Annotated in this window: 20 protein-coding genes; 6 read left to right on the forward strand and 14 right to left on the reverse strand. The window is 46.1% G+C overall.

Going from position 1 to position 22,896, the window contains the following annotated elements:
* Nucleotides 1-42: 42 nt before the first annotated feature.
* Nucleotides 43-681: a phosphoribosylglycinamide formyltransferase gene (purN, locus tag L1076_RS07785; protein WP_054756511.1), complete on the forward strand. Its 639-nt coding sequence runs from the start codon at nt 43-45 to the stop codon at nt 679-681.
* 84 nt (nt 682-765) lie between these two features.
* Here purN and L1076_RS07790 read toward each other — a convergent pair whose 3' ends face one another.
* Together L1076_RS07790 and lpcA are read right to left on the reverse strand one after the other, a co-directional pair.
* Nucleotides 766-1,611 (reverse strand): class II glutamine amidotransferase, encoded by an 846-nt coding sequence (locus L1076_RS07790; protein ID WP_038864746.1) that lies wholly within the window; start codon nt 1,609-1,611, stop codon nt 766-768.
* A 61-nt stretch (nt 1,612-1,672) separates the two neighbouring features.
* Complete coding sequence (gene lpcA / locus L1076_RS07795) at nt 1,673-2,248, reverse strand: D-sedoheptulose 7-phosphate isomerase (RefSeq protein WP_237303469.1); 576 nt, start codon at nt 2,246-2,248, stop codon at nt 1,673-1,675.
* A 359-nt stretch (nt 2,249-2,607) separates the two neighbouring features.
* Between lpcA and fadE the strand changes: the two genes are divergently transcribed.
* Nucleotides 2,608-5,052, forward strand: coding sequence for an acyl-CoA dehydrogenase FadE (fadE, locus tag L1076_RS07800; protein WP_237303470.1), 2,445 nt, complete (start codon nt 2,608-2,610; stop codon nt 5,050-5,052).
* A gap of 105 nt (nt 5,053-5,157) precedes the next feature.
* Here the strand turns inward: fadE and L1076_RS07805 are convergent, their stop codons facing one another.
* The 5 genes from L1076_RS07805 to dnaQ form a co-directional block, all read right to left on the reverse strand.
* Nucleotides 5,158-5,421 (reverse strand): hypothetical protein, encoded by a 264-nt coding sequence (locus tag L1076_RS07805; RefSeq protein WP_005436833.1) that lies wholly within the window; start codon nt 5,419-5,421, stop codon nt 5,158-5,160.
* Between the two features lie 343 nt (nt 5,422-5,764).
* Nucleotides 5,765-6,157, reverse strand: a complete 393-nt coding sequence (locus tag L1076_RS07810) for a DUF1353 domain-containing protein (RefSeq protein ID WP_237303471.1) — start codon at nt 6,155-6,157, stop codon at nt 5,765-5,767.
* A gap of 293 nt (nt 6,158-6,450) precedes the next feature.
* On the reverse strand, nt 6,451-8,172 hold the full coding sequence (locus L1076_RS07815; protein ID WP_237303472.1) for a DUF262 domain-containing protein: 1,722 nt from the start codon (nt 8,170-8,172) through the stop codon (nt 6,451-6,453).
* Nucleotides 8,173-8,445: 273 nt separating this feature from the next.
* On the reverse strand, nt 8,446-9,696 hold the full coding sequence (locus L1076_RS07820) for a TIGR03503 family protein (protein WP_237303473.1): 1,251 nt from the start codon (nt 9,694-9,696) through the stop codon (nt 8,446-8,448).
* Nucleotides 9,697-9,711: 15 nt separating this feature from the next.
* Nucleotides 9,712-10,428 carry a DNA polymerase III subunit epsilon gene (dnaQ, locus tag L1076_RS07825; RefSeq protein WP_038864738.1) on the reverse strand — a complete coding sequence of 239 codons (717 nt, stop codon included), beginning with the start codon at nt 10,426-10,428 and terminating at the stop codon, nt 9,712-9,714.
* A gap of 58 nt (nt 10,429-10,486) precedes the next feature.
* Here dnaQ and rnhA point away from each other — a divergent pair, with 58 nt between their 5' ends.
* Nucleotides 10,487-10,951, forward strand: a complete 465-nt coding sequence (gene rnhA, locus L1076_RS07830; RefSeq protein WP_038864736.1) for a ribonuclease HI — start codon at nt 10,487-10,489, stop codon at nt 10,949-10,951.
* On the opposite strand, the gene L1076_RS07835 is transcribed toward rnhA, so the two are convergent.
* Nucleotides 10,948-11,703, reverse strand: a complete 756-nt coding sequence (locus L1076_RS07835; RefSeq protein WP_038864734.1) for a class I SAM-dependent methyltransferase — start codon at nt 11,701-11,703, stop codon at nt 10,948-10,950. The two genes, rnhA and L1076_RS07835, sit on opposite strands and share 4 nt — an antisense overlap.
* 36 nt (nt 11,704-11,739) lie before the next feature.
* On the opposite strand from L1076_RS07835, the gene gloB reads away from it, so the two are divergent.
* The 3 genes from gloB to L1076_RS07850 all read left to right on the forward strand — a co-directional run bounded on the left by gloB (nt 11,740) and on the right by L1076_RS07850 (nt 15,020).
* A complete protein-coding gene (gene gloB / locus L1076_RS07840; protein WP_038864732.1) occupies nt 11,740-12,498 on the forward strand; it encodes a hydroxyacylglutathione hydrolase in 759 nt (252 codons plus the stop codon).
* Nucleotides 12,499-12,750: 252 nt separating this feature from the next.
* Nucleotides 12,751-14,337 (forward strand): LysM peptidoglycan-binding domain-containing protein, encoded by a 1,587-nt coding sequence (locus tag L1076_RS07845; protein WP_237303474.1) that lies wholly within the window; start codon nt 12,751-12,753, stop codon nt 14,335-14,337.
* Complete coding sequence (locus tag L1076_RS07850) at nt 14,334-15,020, forward strand: YIP1 family protein (RefSeq protein ID WP_045405594.1); 687 nt, start codon at nt 14,334-14,336, stop codon at nt 15,018-15,020. The genes L1076_RS07845 and L1076_RS07850 overlap by 4 nt, the downstream gene beginning before the upstream one ends.
* Before the next feature lie 17 nt (nt 15,021-15,037).
* Here L1076_RS07850 and L1076_RS07855 read toward each other — a convergent pair whose 3' ends face one another.
* The 6 genes from L1076_RS07855 to dnaE all read right to left on the reverse strand — a co-directional run bounded on the left by L1076_RS07855 (nt 15,038) and on the right by dnaE (nt 22,895).
* On the reverse strand, nt 15,038-15,883 hold the full coding sequence (locus L1076_RS07855; RefSeq protein ID WP_104037297.1) for an endonuclease/exonuclease/phosphatase family protein: 846 nt from the start codon (nt 15,881-15,883) through the stop codon (nt 15,038-15,040).
* A gap of 134 nt (nt 15,884-16,017) precedes the next feature.
* The gene (gene glnB / locus L1076_RS07860; RefSeq protein WP_005436810.1) at nt 16,018-16,356 is read right to left on the reverse strand and encodes a nitrogen regulatory protein P-II; all 339 of its coding nucleotides are present in this window, start codon (nt 16,354-16,356) and stop codon (nt 16,018-16,020) included.
* A gap of 222 nt (nt 16,357-16,578) precedes the next feature.
* Nucleotides 16,579-16,893 carry a cytochrome c gene (locus tag L1076_RS07865; protein ID WP_237303475.1) on the reverse strand — a complete coding sequence of 105 codons (315 nt, stop codon included), beginning with the start codon at nt 16,891-16,893 and terminating at the stop codon, nt 16,579-16,581.
* Between the two features lie 64 nt (nt 16,894-16,957).
* Complete coding sequence (gene tilS, locus L1076_RS07870; RefSeq protein ID WP_237303551.1) at nt 16,958-18,304, reverse strand: tRNA lysidine(34) synthetase TilS; 1,347 nt, start codon at nt 18,302-18,304, stop codon at nt 16,958-16,960.
* A 105-nt stretch (nt 18,305-18,409) separates the two neighbouring features.
* The gene (accA, locus tag L1076_RS07875; RefSeq protein ID WP_039976971.1) at nt 18,410-19,369 is read right to left on the reverse strand and encodes an acetyl-CoA carboxylase carboxyl transferase subunit alpha; all 960 of its coding nucleotides are present in this window, start codon (nt 19,367-19,369) and stop codon (nt 18,410-18,412) included.
* A 46-nt stretch (nt 19,370-19,415) separates the two neighbouring features.
* Nucleotides 19,416-22,895 (reverse strand): DNA polymerase III subunit alpha, encoded by a 3,480-nt coding sequence (gene dnaE, locus L1076_RS07880; RefSeq protein ID WP_038864719.1) that lies wholly within the window; start codon nt 22,893-22,895, stop codon nt 19,416-19,418.
* Nucleotide 22,896: the final 1 nt, after the last annotated feature.

The following is a 22,896-nucleotide window of genomic DNA, read 5'->3' on the forward strand; positions in this document are numbered from 1 at the left end:
ATACGCACTTCAAACCTACAATAGCAAGGCAGTCTCAACATCATGAAAAACATAGTGGTCCTCATTTCGGGTAACGGCAGTAACCTTCAAGCCATCTTGGAAGCTTGCGAAGACAGTATGCCAAATGCACAAGTCGCAGCGGTGTTCTCCAACAAAGCTGACGCTTATGGTTTAGAGCGCGCAAAACAGTTTGATGTGAATGGGCATTTTGTCGATCCAAAAGCATTCGAATCCCGTGAAGGCTTTGATGCTGAACTGATGAAACAAATCGATGAATACCAACCGGACGTAATTGTGCTTGCAGGTTACATGCGTATTCTCAGTGGCGCGTTTGTTTCCCACTACCTGGGTAAAATGATCAATATCCACCCTTCCCTTTTGCCTAAATATCCGGGGCTACACACCCACCAGCGCGCTATTGATGCAGGCGACAAAGAGCACGGCACCAGCGTACACTTTGTCACAGAAGAGTTAGACGGCGGCCCTGTGGTACTACAAGCCAAAGTACCCGTATTTGAAGACGACGATACCGATGCCCTAGCCGCACGTGTGCAGACTCAAGAGCACAACATCTACCCAATGGTGACTAAGTGGTTAGTCGAAGGGCGATTGTCGATGACCGAGGGCAAAGCGTATCTCGATGGTTTTGAGCTAGGAGCTCACGGCTACGCCGCCGAGTAACTCTTAATTCCAAACACCAAACGTAAAAAGGCAGCCATCAGGCTGCCTTTTGTTTTATTCAAATGTTTTACTGCGAGAAAACCATCACTCCAACGGTTCTGTCGGTGCTTGGTTACCCGGCTTCGGCGCTGCAAAGGGGACATCCTCCAGAGCCTTGGCATTATTCAACACCAATTCTCCGACATGGAATAAACCAAACTCACCCGGTTTCATTCGTTGCCATGCCTCATTGCCAGTTAATGGTTGAGTCGCAATCACAGAAACCACATCATTTGGCGTGGTCTCTTCTTGGAAGTTGATTTCGACATCTTCATCCAATAGGGCCGCTTTGCCAAATGGTGCGCGACGCGTAATCCAATACAGATGGTTGGTACAGTAAGTCATCACAAACTCACCGTCACTGAGCAGCATGTTAAACACGCCCTTGTCTCTCAACTTATCACAACACTGAGCAACATAAGTAAAGACCGACTCCATATCCTGAGGTGGCTCAGGGTATTTATCTTCCATCTGTTTGAGCAGCCAACAGAAAGCCATTTCGCTGTCGGTTTCTCCCACCGGACGGTGACGACCCGTATACAAATCTTGGTAGTCAGTCAGCTGACCATTGTGTGCAAAAGTCCAGTAGCGTCCCCACAGCTCACGCGTAAATGGGTGCGTGTTCTCTAAATTCACTCCGCCTCGGTTTGCTTGGCGAATGTGGCTAACCACCGCACGACTTTTTATCGGGTAGTTCTGCACCAACTCAGCGATCTGAGAATCACAACTAGGGTTTGGATCTTTGAATGTTCGGAAACCCTTTCCTTCATAGAAAGTAATTCCCCAGCCATCACGATGCGGTCCAGTGCGACCACCGCGCTGCATCAATCCAGTAAAACTGAAACAAATATCGGTTGGAACATTTGCGCTCATGCCGAGCAATTCACACATGGTTAAACGAACTCCTTACCTTAAAACACCACTAAGCCCAAACGAGGCCAAGCTGAAAAGCTTATTCCATCTCTTTTTCAATCAACTGAATGATGATGTGAATAATCTTAATGTGTACTTCCTGAATGCGGTCTGCGTAACCAAAGTGTGGTACGCGGATCTCGATGTCCGCTAGGCCAGCCATTTTGCCGCCATCTTTACCGGTCAGCGCAATTGTCTTCATGCCTTTCGCTTGCGCGGCTTCAATCGCTTTTAGGATGTTGCCTGAGTTGCCTGACGTCGACAAACCAAACAGAACATCACCTTTGCAGCCCACTGCTTCAACGTAACGAGAGAATACGAAGTCGTAGCCAAAATCGTTACTAACGCAAGATAGGTGGCTTGGATCTGAAATAGCAATACCAGCGTAACCCGGACGGTTTTCACGGTAACGACCTGTTAGCTCTTCTGCAAAGTGCATAGAGTCACAGTGAGAACCACCGTTACCGCATGACAACACTTTACCATCTTGCTTGAATGAGTCAGCAATCATTTTTGCTGCAGCTTCGATTTGCGCGATGTTGTGGTCATCACTTAAAAACTTATTCAGAACTTCAGCAGCTTCGTTTAATTCACTTCTAATCAGATCTTGGTACATAAGACGTTCTCTTTATTATTTCGGCCACAGCAGTGAGGTTGAGGCTCTCGCTTGGCAAATTGTTCTGATGCGAATCTCGCACCGGACATTTCATTACTCTGAGTTTACCCACAAACGAGAATTAGTGTCGATAGTGAACCAACAGATTTGGATTCATCGCGGTAATAAACTTGTTAACTTGCTTACGAAATCATCACTCAACTCCCAACTTTAGAATTTTAACTCTACATAGATCACTTTTTACCCAATCTTGGGTTTTACATTTTATTAATATTTTGATTACACTTATGAGAGCTGGTTAGACCTCTTACCAAAATACAGACGTACAACATTAATAAAGTCTGAAAAGGAAAAAACATATGGACATCTTGCTCTCAATCGTAGCGATGACAGTTGTGTTAGGCATAACGCTCTACCACAGAATGTCTCTCGTGAAATCCGTCAGTCTGCTAACTGCTGCCATGCTAGCTCTGACGATCGCAGGCTCAGTTGGTGTTATTGGCTGGGCACTTTATGTACTTGCCGTTGCGGTATTCGCCGTGTCGGGCATTCGCCAATCACTGATCAGCCGCAAAGCGCTCGTGATGTTTAAGAAAGTCCTACCTGCTATGTCTCAGACCGAGAAAGAAGCATTGGACGCTGGTACGGTCTGGTGGGAAGCGGAGCTATTCAAAGGCAAACCGGAATGGCAAAAGCTTCACGCAATCAAAGCGCCCAAGCTGAGCAAAGAAGAGCGTGCATTCCTAGATGGCCCAGTTAACGAAGTGTGTGCCATGGTGAACGACTACCAAGTCACTCACGAGCTTGCAGATTTGCCACCAGGAGTATGGCAATACCTAAAAGACAACAAGTTCTTCGCCATGATCATCAAAAAGAAATACGGTGGTCTGGAATTCTCTGCATACGCGCAATCTTTGGTACTGCAAAAACTGACTGGCGTTTCTGGCGTGCTGTCTTCTACCGTTGGCGTACCGAACTCATTAGGTCCTGGTGAACTCCTGCAGCACTACGGTACAGAAGAGCAGAAAAATCATTACTTACCTCGCTTGGCTGAAGGTAAAGAGATCCCATGTTTTGCACTGACTAGCCCAGAAGCAGGTTCCGATGCGGGCTCTATCCCAGATTTTGGTGTGGTGTGTAAAGGCGAGTGGCAAGGTGAAGAAGTCCTTGGTATGCGTCTAACTTGGAACAAGCGTTACATCACTCTAGCGCCAGTCGCAACGGTTCTTGGTCTTGCATTCAAACTGCGTGACCCAGAAGGCCTACTAGGTGACCAAGAAGATCTTGGCATCACTTGTGCCCTAATCCCAACTGACCTTAAAGGCGTTGAGATTGGTAACCGTCACTTCCCGCTTAACGTACCATTCCAAAATGGCCCAACTCGCGGTAAAGACATCTTCGTACCGATGGACTTCATCATCGGCGGTGAAAAAATGGCAGGTCAAGGCTGGCGTATGCTGGTTGAGTGTCTATCAGTTGGTCGTGGTATCACGCTACCTTCAAACTCAACAGGTGGCATCAAAACCGCTGCGATGGCGACAGGTGCTTACTCGCGCATTCGTCGTCAGTTCAAACAGCCTATCGGTCACATGGAAGGCGTAGAAGAGCCATTAGCACGTCTAGGTGGTAACGCTTACGTGATGGATGCAGCCAGCAACCTAACCGTGGCAGGTATCGACCTAGGTGAAAAACCTTCTGTTATCTCGGCTATCGTGAAGTACCACTGTACGCATCGTGGCCAACAAAGCATCATCGACGCGATGGATATCGTAGGTGGTAAAGGCATCTGTATGGGTCCTTCTAACTTCCTAGCGCGTGGTTACCAAGGCGCGCCAATCGCGGTAACCGTAGAGGGTGCGAACATCCTGACTCGTTCAATGATCATCTTCGGTCAGGGCGCGATTCGTTGTCACCCTTACGTTCTTGAAGAGATGAATGCCGCATACTCGGAGGCTGGTGACGCCGTTGAGAAGTTTGACAAAGCACTAGCGGGTCACGTGAGCTTTACCATGAGTAACCTAATTCGCAGCATCTGGTTTGGTCTAAGTGATGGCCTAGGTTCAACGTCACCAACCAAAGACGCAACCAAGCGTTACTACCAACAATTGAACCGTTACAGCGCAAACCTTGCTCTTCTATCGGATATCTCGATGGCAGTACTAGGTGGTTCGTTGAAACGTAAAGAGCGTCTGTCTGCGCGTCTTGGTGACATTTTAAGTCAGCTATACTTGAGCTCTGCAACATTGAAACGCTTCGAGCAGGATGGCCGCCCTGTTGAAGATTTGCCATTAGTACATTGGGGCTTGCAAGACAGCTTGAAGCAAACTGAAGCGGCAGTTGATGAGTTCCTAGCGAACTTCCCGAACAAAGTCATTGGTCGTGCACTGCGTGTATTGATCATGCCATTTGGCCGTGTACGTAAAGCGCCAAGCGACAAGCTAGACAGCAAAGTAGCCCGTATTCTACAAACGCCAAGTGCAACACGTTCGCGTATTGGTCGTGGTCAGTACCTAGAACCAACAGAGCACAACGCAGCAGGTAAGATTGAGCTTGCATTGTCTGTGATTCTTCAAGCTGAGCCTGTGTTTGACAAGGTATGTAAAGCGCAAGGTAAACGCCGTCCATTCATGCGTTTGGATATGATTGCTCAAGAAGGTCTAGAGCAAGGCTTCATTACTCAAGAAGAAGCTGATTTGCTGAGAGAAGCTGAACAGCATCGCCTAGATACCATCAACGTAGACGATTTTGAGCCAGAGCTATTGGCCGCAAAGCCGCTGTACCCTCAGATGGAAAACGTCGCTTAAGCGAATGATGGCTTAAACGATAAATAGGAAAGCAAAACGGGAGCCGAGGCTCCCGTTTTTTATTGAATCTCTGCTTCGCACAACACGGCAATCGCAAAGAAGCGCTTATTGTTCGTTATCTTCTTCAACAATAAACGACTGTTCAATTCTGCGCAGTTCTTCCTGCTCTTTCAGCTTAAGTTCTTCTTGAAGCGTCGCTTTACGTTCGTTCAATGCTTTCTTTTCTGACTTAGTTAAGAACTTCACCGCTTTTTTGTTTGCCAATGCGTACGCAACGACATCTTCACCTTTTTCACGACGTTCACTCACGCGTTGCGAGAAACGTTCGTTGTCACGTGCTTTACGTTCAGCTGAAGTTAATTTACTCATTTTTATGCCTTTAATAAGAATACAACAGCCCAATTGCTGCCCTCAGGTAAACAAATGAGAAGTCATTCATATAGCTGATGGCGTGAGTCTAGCATAGATATGTAAAGGAACAGCGAAGTGATTGTGTGTGCGTACTAAAACCTACTGCCGAGTACTATGTAGAGAGTGAAGAGACAAACGCCCCAGCGCGCTGACATTAGATTCTTAGTCTCGCTGGAGCTCGCTAGAATGACAGTTTATTTTTAGTTATCAGGTTACTACACGCACAGTTTTCCTAGGTTTTCGTCATTTTGAACAGTGAGAAACGAACATGATTCAGAACCTACTTACCAAGAGAGCTTAACTAGGCAGACAAAAGATCCGGTTTAGAAAAGAATCCGCCAAATACTCTGACTCCGTAATAGATGTACGTCGCTCTAAAATTCGACATACCATGTTCAAGACATATTTGACGCAGAAGCTTATCCGCTTGCTCTCGACTGCTTTGCGGCAATACTTCTTCTCTCATCAACTGGTATAACGCGTCATGAACCAGAGAAGCTTTAAGAATGTTATTGGTATCAATCGCTGGGCCACTCGCCCCATCCCATGAATAGCCTTGTTTGATCGTTAGCAACCCTTGACCGGATAAACTGAGGAACGGACTATCGAAAGGCTGCGCGAGGGTAATACCGGTTTCAATCTGTTCTTCGGAATGAAGGTTATATTTGTACGTCCGACGTTTTTTGTACTTCATCAGAGACCTCCTAGTCACCTAGCTTCTTCGAGGTACTTAACCTAAAGCTTTTCTGAGAGTTTCTTTAGGTAGTTTTAACATATCAAGTATCGTCACTAAAATTGACCATTCATTTTGAGAAGTAAACAATTGACCATACACTCAGATTCCACTACGCATCAATAAGAAATACGGGAGCTTCTGCTCCCGTATTTTAGTTTTTAAAACTAACAAATGGCTTTTAAATCATAAAATCCATTTCGCTAAAAAGATAAACTAAATTAGTTTTAAAATAGCACTAAATGGCCTATGCCTTATAGTCCATGAATCTTCCAAATAGATTTAGCTTGCTTTGCCAGATACTTTTGTCGAGACTCTATAGACTCTGGAGTCCAAGAATCGTAATGTTCAGAAATAGCTTTAGTTGTCTCAATAGAACTATCTGCTAATGCATTTTTCTTGGTCGCATAATCACTATTACCGATAGATGCATTAATACTTCGTTCTAAAATCACCATATTTGCAAGTCTATAGACAGACTGTGAGTGTCTCGTCTCATTAAACTCACTCCAACCAGACGTTACCTTTTGGGGCAAAATATGTTCAATATTAAACTTGTTAGTCGACAGGTCAACGGCGGCTCCAGATATATGCACTTCCAGACTTTTCAAGATGTATTGAACAACTTTTTGGTTTCGACTATTTGTTGTTCTTAATTGCTTAGCCGCGAAAGCTCCGCTGAACAAGGTATCTGTCGGATAAATATCTCTCAAAGCCTGAATGACAGAGCTAAAAGAATCTAGTTCACCATCCTCAATACGCGTCGCAACAGAACTGTATAAACCTTCTTGGTCCTGTGGAGGCAAACTACATATCACATTGTACCTAAAAGAAATTACTGCAATAGCATTAAGAATTTTAGTAAATGTATTTCTATCATTTACATAGAATTCCCTATAGGCAGACATCAACATTGCAATAGGCTGTTTAACTCCGAACATACTTAACTGAGATAATGAGTCTTTTTCGTCAGCATTCCAAATTTCGCTATTTGGATCACGTAAGTTCGCATAAATTTCAGAGTTAAACTCAAGATCCCTAACAAGCTGAAAAGCCTTCTCATGACTATCAATTGACTTTTGTATGGTTTTAAATAGATCTTTTTTACGGACTAATTTGTGTTTACTATTCCAGAATATACGAAGCAGTTCAGGAAAGCTCTCACTACTTAATAATCCAGTAATACGTTCCCATGATTCCTCCAACTCAATGAGTACAGAGTCATGCGGATCTTCGCTACTTAGAACCGAGAACAAATAGTTCTTCAGCAAATCCGTTGATGATAGCTTTACACCACGAGCGTTTAATGTTTCGAACACCTTAAATGCATTTAGCTCATTAGTTACAGTAATTATTGTGAAAAACAACTTGTCTACCAATGAGTCAATAAAGGCTGTAACTTTCTCTCCACTATCTGGTTCTTGCCCGAAGTAACTAGCAAGCTTGTTTGAATACCACTCGTATGACTTACGGAGAAGATGCTCAGATGACTTTAAATTTCTTTGAGGAATTCTATCGGAATTTGTGGCTATATAAGTTTGATAGAATCTATCGTTATGTTTGTTCAGCGTAAGCTTAGACTTAGCTCGCAAGGTTGTAGGATCAATATAACCGATATAAGCCTCTCTAAGCACTTTCTCACGCTGTTCATTCTTATCTGAGTCTATACCTAGGTCAATTAATGTACGTAAATGATTAAGAGCTGCCAAAATTATGATACTGATAGTAGTAATACGTTGCTGACCATCAATAACTAGTTTGTACTTTTCTCCTTGAACACTCTGAAGAACCAAATATCCCATATAGTGTTCTGTTTCTGCATCTTCCTCTCCGCTATACATAGCTAAGATATCAAACCACAACTCTTCCCAGTTTTCTTCTCCCCATGAATAGTCTCGTTGGAAAGGAGGAATGCTGTAAGTAACATTACTTCCGACCAAAGTTCTAAAGTTGTCATTAGCTGTACTAAGGTTCATTCTGTGTCTCTAAGGCCATATAAAACTCCATTTATAATACCATTTATCTTCAACATGCTATAAAAAGAAACAACGTTCTATGACTCATAGCAACTAAAACGAAAAACAAAGCTGCCCCCATCAAAACTAAAATTGGAGCCCTAGGTTGATAAAACAATCAAGTTGCTCCCGAAACGTAGCTAAGCGTTACGTTATCGACTAAACAACAAATCAAGAATGTATTACAAAAAAACGGAGCCAATCGGCTCCGTTTTCAATTTAAATTCTTGCGCCCTACTTCTTAGGCACCTCTAACTGCATCTCTGGCATGGCTTGGCGTTTGGCTTTGAGCTTGCTCCAGATAATCCAGAATAGAATCACCAGAATCAATGCAATCACGTTGCCGATAGCAATGATGATCATGCTGCGTTTACGTTCGGCTTCACGCTCGGCGATGATGCGTTTTTCCATTTCGATGCGGCGTTGCTCGGCGATCTCAGCTTCTTTCGCCAAGCGTGCAGCTTCTAGATCCACTTCATCGACGACGCTGAATGACTGCTCTTTGATAGGGAAGACTAATGAGCGCTTGGTTGCTAGGTCTGTGGCAAAGACTTCACCATGCCATGAGTACTTACCTAACTCTGGATCATTATCCATATTAAGCGCGGTTTTGGTGCCGTCAGCAGACACTTGACCTTGGCTGTAGCTGATGAAACCGTCTGGTGCTTCTTGCTCTACATTCACCGCAATGGATCCCGGCGTGATCATGCCTTGCTCACCACTAACCACCAGCTGGTGTGGTTGGTCTGCATGACGCGCTTGAATAAAGGTGCGTGTGATTGGCGATGGGTAAACCAGTACCACTTGTTCTTGTGCTCGCAAAAATACGCCATTACCCGACGTAATACGTGCACGGTATTTACCCGGCTCGATATCAATTGGCAGTTGAACAGTGAAGACACCATCCCCTGCTTTTTCATCCAAACCGCGGCCATCATCAGCAAACTCGCCAATCACCATAGGTACAGGACGCGCTTCTTTGATCAGTTCGTCTTCGTTTTCTACAAACTTAGTGAAGGTGACACGCAGATTTACGCGGTCTAGGAAATCACGCAGTACGAGCGGCTTATCGTCTGAAGTCAAACGTGCGGTGAACTTGAGCGCTTCATTCTGATAAAGGCGATTTGGGAACACATCAGTGCTGAGCTTTAGGTGCGAGATCAGACGTATGTTGTTTTTCGGGGTGACTTTTCCGACAGCCTGCCACGGACCTGGCATGGGTTTATCTATCGAGATGATATCGAGGGAAGATTCTTGATACCAACGAACGTTATCGTAGGTGCCCCAAGCGTAATACTTTTTACCGTCAGGGCGGACAAGGACGACGGGCTGAGAGCTCTGTTCACGATAAACCAAAAAAGTAATCTGTTCGATGGTTGGATCGACACGAAAGCGGTTATCTAACAAAGACATGGCGGACTCGCTCGCGGCAAACGCGAAACAACTCCAGAACGCTAAAATAGCGACTGACAAAGCCCTCAACATAGTCTCTCCTATTAACTACCAAATACTGTCGTTCACCAGTTCGAGTCTTTTCTGGTGTGCTTCTACTTCATCGGCAGTTGCACGCAAAACCTTTAGCGCTTTTCTTCCTTCAACACGACGAATGCCTTCCGCTTCACCGTCTTTTTTGTTGGCGTTGAATTCTAGACTCGTTTGACCACCCGTCATTAGGAGGTAAACGTCAGCTAGAATCTCCGCATCGAGCAATGCCCCGTGGAGAGTACGGTGTGAGTTATCAATGCCGTAACGTTCACACAAGACGTCGAGGTTGTTTCGCTTGCCCGGGAAGATTTTCTTCGCCATGGCAAGGGTATCGGTCACCTTACAGTAGTCATCCGTCTTACCAATGCTTGGATTGAGCATTTCAAACTCATAATCCATGAAGCCGGTATCGAAGGGCGCGTTGTGGGCAACCAGCTCGGCACCTTTGATAAAGTCGAGAAACTCTTGGTGTACGGCTGAGTAATCTGGCTTGTCGACCAAGAAGTCATCGGTAATACCGTGGACTTCAATCGCGTCTGGTTGGATTTCACGGTCAGGTTTTAGGTAAACGTGAAAGTGACGACCAGTCAGCTTACGGTTGATGATCTCCACGGCACCAATTTCGATGATGCGGTGACCCATGTAGTGAGGACCACCTTCTAGGTTCATACCCGTGGTTTCGGTATCGAGAACGACAATACGATTATGTTCAGAATTGCTGCTGGTATTCATAAGGTTATGTGTGTCAGACTATGCTTTATTAAATGTTTCGGCTAATAGTACCAAAAATATGACCAAACACGTTGAGATTTTCACAGACGGATCTTGTTTAGGAAATCCAGGCCCTGGCGGTTACGGCATTGTCTTGCGTTATAAGCAAACAGAAAAGACCCTCGCCAAAGGTTACACGCTCACCACAAACAACCGTATGGAAATGTTGGCCGCTGTTGTGGCGTTACAAACGCTAAAAGAGCCGTGCCAAGTGACGTTGACTACCGATAGTCAGTACGTGCGCCAAGGCATTACGCAATGGATCCACAACTGGAAGAAACGCGGTTGGAAAACGTCAGATAAAAAACCTGTGAAAAATGCCGATTTATGGCAGGCATTGGATAAAGAGACTGCTCGCCACCAAGTGGATTGGCGCTGGGTTAAAGGCCACGCGGGTCATCGTGAAAACGAAATGTGTGATGAATTAGCACGCACAGCCGCAGAAAACCCAACCGAAGAAGATACCGGTTACCAAGCGTCTTAGTTTTTACTGCTTGATACCTTTTCTACCGCACTGCCCTCTCTGTTCATCACGCCCAGTGGTGTTAACTTTCTCTTCAAGCGCCAATGTGGCTTGATAGGTTTGAGAGGGTAAGTTCGCTTACGAGCGACGATGTAATACAAACTCCCCGCCGGCGATGCCCAATCCCCCAAGCTGTTTTCCAACCATGTCCACATGGTTTTGTAACGTGTCATCGGAAACAGAGCATAACGTTCGCAATGAATCACCTGATAGTTCAATACCCCTAACCAGTCTTTAATCCGATTCGCGGTGAACATTCGTCCACTCCAAGGCAAATTATTTCTGCGCCAAGGCAACAAACTCGCAAGTCCAGTGAAACTGATGGGGTTGAATCCCGTAATAATAAGATAACCGTCGTCCATCATGACGCGATCGACTTCTCGCAGCAATCGATGGGGATCACTTGCATAGTCAAGCTGATGGGCGAGGACCGCAACATCAAAGCTTTTCTCTAAAAAGGGTAATTCGTAACCATCTGCAATGACATTATGCAACGGGTTCTGGATATCTACGTTGACTTGGTGTTGAATGTTACAACTACAGCTGGTTAGCTCACAGCTCAACCCGCCCAATTTAAGCATGTGGTAACCGAACAATTTCGGACACCACTCGTCGAGTCGGGTTTGGATTGACTCAAGTACCCACGGGCCGTTATTCATTTCTGACCAGGTCGACGGGTGCTGTAAAGTTTTGTTGCTGAGTGCTGGTTTCATTAACCACCTGACTTAAAAGGGTGACGGAGAACGAACGTGTTAGAGATCAAAAGCATACCCGCATTTAATGATAATTACATCTGGCTGATTCAAAATAGCGATAAGCGATGCGCCGTGGTTGATCCGGGCGATGCTAAGCCAGTGTTGGAATATTTGCAGGCTAACGAGTTAACTTTAGAAGCGATCTTAATTACACACCACCACAACGATCACATTGGTGGCGTTCCAGATTTAGTTCATGCGTTTCCTCATGTTGCAGTGGTTGGTCCGAAAGCAGAGCCAATTCCAACCTTAACCAACGCAATGGAAGAAGGCGACAAGCTAGAACTGTTTGGCGAAATCTTCATGGTACTGGGGCTGCCTGGCCACACATTAGGTCACATTGGCTATGTTGGTGACGGTAAGTTGTTCTGTGGTGACGTGCTGTTCTCGGCGGGTTGTGGCCGAATCTTTGAAGGCACACCAGAGCAGATGTTTGAGTCACTAAGCAAAATAATGAAACTGCCGGAAGAGACAGAAGTGTTCTGCGCACATGAATACACGGCAAGTAATGTAGCATTTGCACTGGCGGTTGAGCCGGACAATGAACATTTGCGTCAGTACCGTGATGATGTAAACCGTCTACGCGGATTAAATATTCCTACCCTTCCTACGACGTTACGCAAAGAGAAGTTAATTAACCCATTCCTGCGTGCAACGAACGCAGAGGTCATAAAATCTGTAACAAACCGTATCCAAAATAGCGACCCATGCTCGGTTTTTACAGCTTTACGTGAGTGGAAGAACGAATTTTAACCATTTTCTGCTTGTAACTTTGCTAGACGCAAGTATTATCGTGAGCTGATTTTCATAGAAGCGCCTCTGGCGCTTCTATTGCGTTTGGGGCTGATATAAATCTGTTTGTATTTCACCCAAACGCATAAAGTAGCGGCAAAACCGCCTCTACCCTTAGTTAGTGTTACAAGATGTCTATTATCTTGCGACTGCCACGCACTTTGTTGCGCGACAGGCAGGAGAAGATAAACAGGCCCTAAATAGGCTGAAACCATGCGTTTGAAGTACAGTTGGGCGTTGGCGTTACTATTATCTGGCTGTCAATTGACACAGTCAGATTCTGCAAGCACTCCAACACCAGAAACCAATAAGTCAGAACAAGCTGTTAAGCAAAAAACAGCTCAGGCTGACTCCGAGAAAAAGCAATCGATAGCAAAGAAACCTGCTAAAGAGACGCCAAAAGCCCTTTCCCCTCAGGAACAAGACGATGTGTGGCGACGTATCGGCATGCAACTTGAAATGGACATTCCTGACAACAAGAAAGTGGCTTACTACCGCACTTGGTATTTAAAGCATCCTAACCACCTGCGCACAGTATCTGAACGTGCACAGCCGTTTTTGTACATGATTACCACCCGTATCGAAGAACGTGGCCTTCCGATGGAATTGGCGCTGCTACCGATCGTAGAAAGCTCATTTGATGCTTTTGCCTACTCGCACGGCAGTGCAGCAGGTTTGTGGCAGTTCGTTCCAGGCACCGGCAAAATGATGGGTCTAGATCAGAACTACTGGTACGACGGTCGCCGTGATGTTTATGCTTCTACCGATGCAGCACTGGATTACCTAGAGCAGCAAAGCAAGCGTTTTGACGGCAACTGGGATCAAGCGATTGCGGCTTACAACAGTGGTGGTGGCCGTGTATCGAGCGCAATTCGTAAGAACAAAAAGCTAGGCAAACCAACGGACTTCTTCTCTTTGGATCTTCCAAAAGAGACCAGCAGTTACGTTCCTAAACTGCTTGCACTAGCGGACATCATTGCGAACCAAGATAAGTACGGCATCGACATTCCGCCGATCCCGAACAAACCTGTGCTTACGCAAGTCGATCCAAAAGAACAATTGGATCTCGCGATTGCGGCAGATTACGCTGGCATTGGTGTGAAAGAGCTGCAAGGCTACAACCCAGCTTACAACCAATGGTCGACTGCACCTAATGGCCCACACCAGCTTCTTATTCCTATCGAGAAAAAGGATCAGTTCCTTGCTCAGGTGAAGAAGAACCGTGGTAAAGGCATGAAGGTCGCACGCTACAAAGTGAAGTCTGGTGACTCGCTCAGCGTATTGGCTCAAAAGTACGGTACGACAACGAAAGTTATCCAACGCGCTAACGGCCTAAAAAACAACAATATTCGCGTTGGTCAGTACCTAATGATCCCAACGTCAACAAAAGACGATGCTAAGTACGCGCTTACCGCCGAAAATCGCCTGAACAAAACGCAATCTCAAGCTCGCGGTCAATTCAAACTGACTCACGTTGTGCAATCTGGCGAGAGCTTGTGGTCAATCGCAAAAGAGAACAAGGTTTCTCATAAGTCTTTGGCAAAATGGAACGGCATGGGACCAAAAGACACCTTGCGCGTTGGCCAAAAACTGGTGATTTGGAAGAACTCTGATAAAGGCGCAGTGATTCGTACCGTGTTCTACAACGTACGTTCTGGCGACACCATCAGTGGTATTGCAACCAAGTTTAAGGTGAAGGGTAACGACATCGTGAAATGGAATTCTCTTCAAAAGCAGAAGTACCTGAAACCAGGTCAGAAGCTTAAGTTGTATGTTGATGTAACTAAGGTAAGTGTATGAACCCGTCGAGTAACCCGCTTGTCATGTTGTTGGATATCTTCCGATCGCCAACATCTTGCTTCTTAGCGCTGTATCAGCGCGGAGGTTGGGGGTGGCAGCCGTTCATCATTTTGATGCTCAGCCCATTCCTATTCTGGGGCGCCTACTTCTCGAATGTGGATTTTACTTGGTTAAGTGATCAACTGACCGCTCAGTTCCAACAGATCGATCCAAAGCAAATCGAGTTGCTGGAGCCAAACACGCTGATGGCAAGTGCGATCATCAATGACGTATTCAATCGTTTTGCAACACTGCTGCTATTAGCGCTGTGGTTCTTTCTTGCAACCAAGGCAAGTAAGCAGCAATACGGTTACTGGAAATGGTTCGCTGCTGCGAGTGCGATTTTATTCCCAGCCGTGTTGGGCGATATTGCAAGCTACGCGAGCTTATTGCTGAAGCATGGTCAGGTGATGACTTACGCTGCCGATTTGAATAGCCTAAACGGGTTGCTAAAGTTACCTTTGACCAGTGATTGGTCACACTTTGCAAGCTCATTACCATTGCTATTGCCATGGTACATCGTGCTTGGCTATGGTGTAGTTTTGACTTGGACAGAGTTCGAACGCGGACAGGCTCTTGTGATTGCGAGCCTGCCTTGGATTGCGTTTTACGTAATTTGGGCGTTGTATATCGTTATCGCTTAATGGACCAAGGTAATCCGTTAGTCGCTTAACGTAAACGACACCAACAGTGGATTATGATCGGAAGCGTCGCTCTGCGGCGCTTTCGCGTTTTTGAGGGTTAAACCGCGATAAAACACATGATCAAGCGGCAAGCCTGTAATGAACTGAGTTCGATTGTCTTGGCTGAACTTTGCTTCTTTTAGATTGGCTTTTTGGAGTGCTTTCTTCATTGCCATCACGCGCTCTTCACTCCAACTATTGAAATCCCCCGCAAACAAAATCGGGCCTTTGTGCTCTTTCAATACCCTTTCTAACGCAGACAATTGCGAAGTGTATTCCTCGGTACCAACGGTAAAGTTGATCGCGTGAATGTTCACCACCGCTAATGTTTCACCGTTGCTGAGCCTGTATTTGCTATACAGTGCCGATTTCGGCAAGCGCAACCACGGTTCTTTCGATGTGTACGCACAAGCGAGAATGGGCTCTTTTTGCGCAATGCTGATCACACCAGCACCACTTCCTAATGCTTTAAACGCACTGACTTGATTACTGACCCAATGCCCTTCCACCAGCCAGCTTTTGAAGTCGTCCGTTAAGCTTGCTTCTTGTAACAAGAGCAACTGTTTATTGACGGAGAATGTATCCAACGCTTGCTTCCAGTTGTCTCGGTTTTGTTTGTAAATGTTCCACACTAAGACATTTAGCTCGCCATCCTTATCCAGCACTTGCGGCTTATCAAACTCCATGCAGCGGATATCTTGCTTAATGTTCGTCCCTGTTTGAGTAATAATTTGTGGTTGCTCTGGCACGGTAAAAATCACCTGAAAGCTCACCACCGCAGTAATAATAAGAAAAACTAACGCAAAAGCTAAACGCGGATACATAGGCTTACCTAAATACAAAAATGGCACGCATAAAATGCGCATAATAAAAAAGGAGCCCCAGTCGGCTCCCTCTTAGCTTACTCAAATTTTCACCACATGCTGTAGTGAAATCTTATATCTATCTGGATAACAGATTAGATCGCATCTTCGTCTTCTTCACCAGTACGGATACGCACTACGCGTTCGACGTCTGTTACGAAGATCTTACCGTCACCAATCTTACCGGTTTGCGCCGTTTCGATGATGGTTTCTACACACTTGTCTGCAACGTCTTCCGTCACTACGATTTCTAGCTTCACTTTAGGAAGGAAATCCACCATGTACTCTGCACCGCGGTACAATTCTGTGTGACCTTTCTGACGACCAAAGCCTTTCACTTCAGAGACGGTCATCCCTGTAATGCCTACTTCAGCCAATGCTTCTCGAACATCATCCAATTTGAATGGCTTGATAATCGCTTCAATCTTTTTCATGTTCATCCCTTAAGCTTCAATCGTTTGCGCATATTATCGGTTAGCGCCTCACAACATTCAATCCTTGTTGTGACCAAGCACCTGAAAATCCTGACACTGGTGGGATTTATTTGCGGGCGAATGTAACAAAGTCGCCATTCTCAATCATGCCACCAATGAAAAAGCCAGAGCATAAGTCTGGCTTGGTATGTGTTTTAGTGAGCGTTAATTTGAGGCTAACGCTTACTTCAAGTTCGCATAGTATGCCGCCAAGTTAGCAATGTCCTCATCAGACAGCAAACTTGCTTGTGCCTGCATCACCGCCGCTAAACCACCAGTGCGCTGGCCTGCTTTGTATGCCTTAATTGAGCTAGCAATGTACTGCTCATTTTGACCTTTTAAGTTTGGATAGCCAGGAATCACAGCAATTCCATCTGGTCCATGACAAGCAGCACAAACGCCAGCTTTTGCTTGGCCAGCAGCCACATCGCCTGCCGCCATTGCCTGCCCACTTAACATGGCTAGCGTGATTCCTACGCCCATGATTATTTTCTTCATTGCTTCACCTAATCGATTATTATTTAAAGATATTTTTGTTTTATAACCGATATTGTTGCATGAATTACAACATCTTGCGCCAGATCAGTTCACAGTCTTGACCACTAAAGGCTTGATCAACGAACAGGCCAGCGACGGCAACCACTTTATCTTCATACATTAGAATTGGAATTTGACGACGTTGCCAGCTCGGCACATTGTATTCCTGAAAGAGTTTTTTCAGCTTACGACTGTGGTGACGAGTCGTCGGGTGTGCAGACAAGCCTTCAGGGTTAAATGTAATTCTAAGTCGCTCTGGGTGCGCAGGTAGGGTAATACTTAGCTCACATGACTTGGTACTCAACTCAAGCTCCCCTAACGGCTCAGGAAGCTTTAGAGGCGTATTCAAAGGGCACTCGGCTTGCCACGAGGTCACATCCGAAGTTTCAGCGACCCAGTAGAGTCGATGTTGAAAGCGGCGCACTTCACCTTGCTTGATCTTCAATTTTGGGTTGGCGTCCTGTTGAGCCCGCGCCACTTCATCCCAAATCAGGTTCAACTGCACTTGAGACGGCATATTGGCATTGAGTTTTGCCAGCCACATCCGAATCAAACGTGCGCGCGCCAACTCACTGTGTGCCGTTAAAACGTCAATACTCAAACTCAAATCCGGCTGCATCGCCTGATTGAATGCCGCTTCGAGCAACTCATCTAGCAAGGTCTCTTGCTGGGCACACAAAGTCGCACTGCGTTGCACCGCTTGGTGGATGCTCGGCCAACGTTCAGATAGCTCAGGCACAATGCGATGACGGAGGAAGTTACGATCGTAACGAATATCTTGGTTACTTTCGTCTTCTACCCAATCCAGTTTTTGCTCTCTGGCTGCCGCTTCGATTTGCTCTCGCTTAATGGTCAGTAATGGGCGTATTAATGTCCCACTAGCAAACGGCATACTTTCTGCCATCGATGATAAACCTTTCGGTCCACTGCCACGTTTTAGTGCCAATAAGAAGGTTTCGACCTGGTCATCGGCATGTTGACCGGTCAGCAATAAGTCACCGACTGCGATGTGCTTCGCGAGAGCTTGATAGCGCGCTTCACGAGCTAAAAGCTCAATGCTTTCACCACTGTTGATATCTAGGTTCACGTGTTCAACGGAACATGAGAGCCCTGCTTGCTGTGCCCATTGCTTGCACTTTTGTTCCCAGTCATCAGCATTCACACTCAAGCCATGATGCACGTACACCGCATGGCAGCGAACAGATTTAGAACCTGCTGATTGATTGTCTACCGAATGCGCTTGTTGGTAACGACTCAACAGCTCAAGCAACAGACGCGAATCCACCCCACCACTGAACGCCAAAACGATCTTAGTGTTTGGTTGATGATAGCGGTCGAGAACTTGAGCAAAATTTGAGTAAAGCGATTCCATAAGCAATCCGGTAGAAACAAAAAAAGGGCTGGACACATGCCCAACCCTTTCTATTTTATCTGTTATCTCAAGAGAGATCAGCTAGCGCTTAACGGTGACCGTAATTTAGCAGTAACCGTAGTTCATTAGACGCTGGTAACGGCGCTCAAGTAGCGTTTCGTGATCCAGCTGTTCTAGGTCTTCTAGCTGACGAAGCAGATTTGCTTTCATATTCGCCGCCATTTGAACGTGGTCACGATGTGCACCACCTAATGGCTCTTCGATGATTTCGTCGATAAGCTCAAGCTCTTTTAGACGAGGAGCAGTTAGACCCATTGCGTCTGCTGCTTGAGGTGCTTTGTCTGAATCACGCCATAGGATTGAAGCACAACCTTCTGGAGAGATTACTGAGTACGTTGAGTACTGAAGCATGTTCACGTAGTCGCCTACACCAATAGCAAGTGCACCGCCAGAACCACCTTCGCCCACCACGTTACAGATTACTGGTACTTTAAGACCAGACATCACTTTTAGGTTTTTTGCGATTGCTTCAGATTGGCCACGCTCTTCCGCGCCAACACCTGGGTATGCGCCAGCTGTGTCGATGAAAGTGATGATAGGCATGTTGAAACGCTCAGCCATTTCCATCAGACGCAGTGCTTTACGGTAACCTTCTGGTTTAGGCATACCAAAGTTACGCTTCACTTTCTCTTTGGTTTCACGACCTTTTTGGTGACCAATGATCATCACTGGGCGACCTTCAAGGCGTGCAATACCACCAACAATAGCTTTGTCGTCTGCAAACGCACGGTCACCCGCCAATTCATCAAACTCTTCAAACGCGTGCTGGATGTAATCCAATGTGTATGGACGTAAAGGGTGACGAGCCAGTTGAGCTGTTTCCCATGCGCCTAGGTTGCTGAAGGTTTTCTTCTTAAGTTCTAGGCTCTTTTTCTCAAGCTGTTCGATTTCTTTATCAAGGTCAACTGCAGAATCACCACCGTGACGAGATACGTCACGTAGCGCTTCAATTTTCGCTTCTAGTTCTGCAATCGGCTTTTCAAATTCAAGAAAGTTTAGGCTCATCTATGAATCCTTTTTGACTCAGCGTCTAACATATTGCGCTGAATTTTTAGTTAAATTCGAGTTCTACCTGGCCTTTGCCAAGTAACTGTTTTAAATCGTCTAGCAATGTATCACTTGGCGTTACTCGCCATTCGGTGCCCAATGTTAACCGCGCTCTGGCGTCGGCACGCTGGTAGTATACATTGACAGGTACGGTTCCGGCTTTGTACGGTTCTAAAATACGCGTAAATTGCTCAAAGAATTTATCGTTAATTTGGCTCGCATCGATGGATACTGACAAACCACGTGCATATTTTTCACGTGCACTACCAAGATCCATGACCTCACGCGCCGACATTTTAAGGCCACCATTGAAGTCATCAAAGCTGACCTGTCCAGAAACGACCAAAATTTTGTCTTTTTCGAGAAGTTCTGCATATCTATCGAGCGCATCCGAGAACAACATCACTTCCATTCGACCACTTCTGTCATCCAAAGTCATCAAACCGATGCGTGTTCCGCGCTTCGTTGTCATCACACGAGCTGCAATAACCAAGCCCGCAACGGTCACAGATTGATCACGTCGAGTTGGTGTCGCATCTTTTAGTCGACAACTAACGTACTTATTTAGTTCCTTTATGTATGCGTTTACTGGGTGGCCTGTCAAATACAAACCTAGCGTCTCACGTTCACCCTCTAACCATACTTTCTCTGGCCACGCCGGAACTTGGGTGTATTTGTGTTCCACTTCTTCCGGAGCATCGGTCAATACGCCGAACATATCAGTCTGACCAAATGCTTCAGCTTGGTGATGTTGGCTGGCCGCTTTGACCGCGTCATTCAACGATGCCATCAACGCCGCACGATGTGGACCAAGTCGGTCAAGTGCGCCCGCGTAAATCAGTTTTTCGATAACGCGTTTGTTGACCTTTTTCAGATCGATGCGCGCACAGAAGTCAAACAGATCAATGAAGTGACCGCCTTTATTCCGCGCTTCTAAAATCGCATCAATTGGGCCTTCACCCACACCTTTAATTGCGCCAATACCGTAAACAATCGCGCCGTTTTCATCCACGTTAAAGCGGTATAAACCGGAGTTAATGTCTGGCGGTAAGACGGTCAGTTTCATGCGGAAACATTCGTCTACAAGGCCAACGACTTTTTCCGTGTTGTCCATATCTGCGGTCATTACCGCTGCCATGAACTCTGCTGGGAAGTGCGTCTTTAGCCATAGCGTTTGGTAAGAAACCAACGCATAAGCTGCCGAGTGCGATTTGTTAAAACCGTAACCTGCAAACTTTTCTACCAAGTCGAAGATTTTCATCGCCAACTCGCCATCGACGCCGTTAGCAATCGCGCCTTCTTCAAAGGTGGCACGCTGCTTCGCCATCTCTTCAGGCTTTTTCTTACCCATCGCACGACGAAGCATGTCCGCACCACCAAGGGTGTAGCCAGACAGTACCTGTGCAATCTGCATTACCTGTTCTTGATACAGGATGATGCCGTAAGTGGGATCCAGAATCTCTTTAAGTGATTCGTGTTGCCACTTTTCATCTGGATAAGAGATCGCTTCTCGCCCGTGTTTACGGTCGATAAAGTTATCTACCATGCCCGACTGTAGCGGACCGGGACGGAAAAGGGCTACCAGTGCGATGATGTCTTCGAAACAGTCCGGCTGAAGACGTTTGATCAGTTCTTTCATACCACGCGATTCCAGCTGGAATACCGCAGTAGTTTCTGAGTTTTGTAATAGTCGGAAAGACGCCGGGTCCACCAGCGGGATCGATTCAATCTGAACGGATTCTTTACCCTCACGTTCTAAACGTGGGTTAATCAGGCCCAGCGCCCAGTCGATGATGGTTAAGGTACGTAGCCCCAAGAAGTCAAACTTAACCAAGCCAGCGGTTTCAACGTCGTTCTTATCGAACTGAGTAACGGGAAAGTGGCCTTCCGCATCAGCATAAATCGGCGCAAAATCGGTGATCGTGGTAGGTGAAATTACAACACCACCCGCGTGCTTACCGGCATTTCGTGTACAACCCTCTAGGATACGACACTTATCGATCAGCTCTTTGACTTCTTCATCGGCGTCGTAAAGCTCTGGTAGCGCTGGCTCAGCTTTAAACGCTTTCTCTAGCGTCATACCTGGGTCAGGCGGAACCAGTTTCGAGATACGGTCAACGAAACCAAATGGGTGGCCCAATACACGGCCAACATCGCGGATTACCGCTTTTGCCGCCATGGTACCAAACGTGATGATCTGCGATACCGCATCACGACCGTACATTTCTGCTACGTGGTCAATAACTTGGTCACGTTTGTCCATACAGAAGTCAACGTCGAAATCGGGCATGGAGACACGTTCTGGGTTCAAGAAACGTTCGAAAAGAAGGTCATATTCCAACGGGTCAAGGTCGGTGATCTTCAGTGCGTATGCCACCAAAGAACCAGCACCCGAACCACGACCTGGGCCTACTGGAATCGCATTGTCCTTCGACCACTGGATGAACTCCATTACGATCAAGAAGTAACCCGGGAATCCCATTTGGTTGATTACGTCGAGTTCGATTTGAAGGCGATCGTCGTATTCTGGTCGACGCTCTTTACGCTCGGCTTCGTCTGGGAATAGGAACTCAAGACGTTCTTCCAGGCCTTCACGAGATTTCATCACCAAGAATTCGGTTTCTTCCATCCCTTCGGTTGGGAAGGCTGGCAGGAAATATTCACCGAGACGAACCGTTACATTACAGCGTTTAGCGATTTCGACACTGTTTTCCAGCGCTTCAGGAATGTCGGCAAACAGCTCGCACATTTCCTCTTCCGTACGCAAATACTGCTCTGGACTGTAGTTCTTTGGACGTCGTGGATCCTCTAGGGTGTAACCATCGTGGATCGCAACGCGGATTTCATGAGCATCAAACAAGTCTTCGCTGATGAACACCACTTCGTTAGTTGCAACAACTGGCAGTTCTACCTCTTCTGCCAATTCAATCGCAAAGTGAAGGTAGGTTTCTTCATCTGGGCGACCGGTTCGAACCAATTCTAGATAGAAGCGGTCAGGGAAGTATTGGTTATAAAACTCGACGCAGCTGTCGACAACTTTACGGTTGCCTTTTAGCAATGCCTTACCGATTTCACCGTTTTTCGCACCAGAAAGAATGATAAGTCCTTCTGACAGTTCCGCTAACCATGCTTTATCGATAACAGGCTGATGTTGAACGTGACCACGTAAATACGCTTTGGAAATCAACAATGTTAGGTTTTTATAACCGGTGTTGTCCGCCGCTAATACGGTCAGTTGTGTCAGTTCCTCGCCAAACTCATCGGATTGCATTTTAAAGTCTGCACCAATGATTGGCTTAACACCACTACCGTGAGCTGTGCCGTAATATTTCACCAAACCACATAAGTTGGTGAAATCGGTCAGTGCCATTGCTGGCATGCCGAGTTCGGCGACTTTCTTAACGAGCGGTGGAACTTTGTTGATACCATCCACCATCGAGAAGTCACTATGGACACGAAGGTGAATGAACTTGGGATCTGACATT

Origin of the sequence: Vibrio sp. MMG023 (assembly GCF_021654215.1) — a bacterium.
In the GTDB taxonomy this organism is placed as follows: Bacteria; Pseudomonadota; Gammaproteobacteria; order Enterobacterales; family Vibrionaceae; genus Vibrio; species Vibrio jasicida.

Coding starts and splice junctions, on each gene's coding strand:
- purN (WP_054756511.1), top strand. CDS start 43: ATGAAAAACATAGTGGTCCTCATTTCGGGTAACGGCAGTAACCTTCAA.
- L1076_RS07835 (WP_038864734.1), bottom strand. CDS start 11,703: ATGAAACCAGCACTCAGCAACAAAACTTTACAGCACCCGTCGACCTGG.
- L1076_RS07850 (WP_045405594.1), top strand. CDS start 14,334: ATGAACCCGTCGAGTAACCCGCTTGTCATGTTGTTGGATATCTTCCGA.
- rnhA (WP_038864736.1), top strand. CDS start 10,487: ATGACCAAACACGTTGAGATTTTCACAGACGGATCTTGTTTAGGAAAT.
- L1076_RS07810 (WP_237303471.1), bottom strand. CDS start 6,157: ATGAAGTACAAAAAACGTCGGACGTACAAATATAACCTTCATTCCGAA.
- tilS (WP_237303551.1), bottom strand. CDS start 18,304: ATGGAATCGCTTTACTCAAATTTTGCTCAAGTTCTCGACCGCTATCAT.
- dnaE (WP_038864719.1), bottom strand. CDS start 22,895: ATGTCAGATCCCAAGTTCATTCACCTTCGTGTCCATAGTGACTTCTCG.
- dnaQ (WP_038864738.1), bottom strand. CDS start 10,428: ATGAATACCAGCAGCAATTCTGAACATAATCGTATTGTCGTTCTCGAT.
- lpcA (WP_237303469.1), bottom strand. CDS start 2,248: ATGTACCAAGATCTGATTAGAAGTGAATTAAACGAAGCTGCTGAAGTT.
- accA (WP_039976971.1), bottom strand. CDS start 19,369: ATGAGCCTAAACTTTCTTGAATTTGAAAAGCCGATTGCAGAACTAGAA.
- fadE (WP_237303470.1), top strand. CDS start 2,608: ATGGACATCTTGCTCTCAATCGTAGCGATGACAGTTGTGTTAGGCATA.
- glnB (WP_005436810.1), bottom strand. CDS start 16,356: ATGAAAAAGATTGAAGCGATTATCAAGCCATTCAAATTGGATGATGTT.
- L1076_RS07805 (WP_005436833.1), bottom strand. CDS start 5,421: ATGAGTAAATTAACTTCAGCTGAACGTAAAGCACGTGACAACGAACGT.
- L1076_RS07790 (WP_038864746.1), bottom strand. CDS start 1,611: ATGTGTGAATTGCTCGGCATGAGCGCAAATGTTCCAACCGATATTTGT.
- L1076_RS07820 (WP_237303473.1), bottom strand. CDS start 9,696: ATGTTGAGGGCTTTGTCAGTCGCTATTTTAGCGTTCTGGAGTTGTTTC.
- L1076_RS07815 (WP_237303472.1), bottom strand. CDS start 8,172: ATGAACCTTAGTACAGCTAATGACAACTTTAGAACTTTGGTCGGAAGT.
- L1076_RS07865 (WP_237303475.1), bottom strand. CDS start 16,893: ATGAAGAAAATAATCATGGGCGTAGGAATCACGCTAGCCATGTTAAGT.
- L1076_RS07845 (WP_237303474.1), top strand. CDS start 12,751: ATGCGTTTGAAGTACAGTTGGGCGTTGGCGTTACTATTATCTGGCTGT.
- L1076_RS07855 (WP_104037297.1), bottom strand. CDS start 15,883: ATGTATCCGCGTTTAGCTTTTGCGTTAGTTTTTCTTATTATTACTGCG.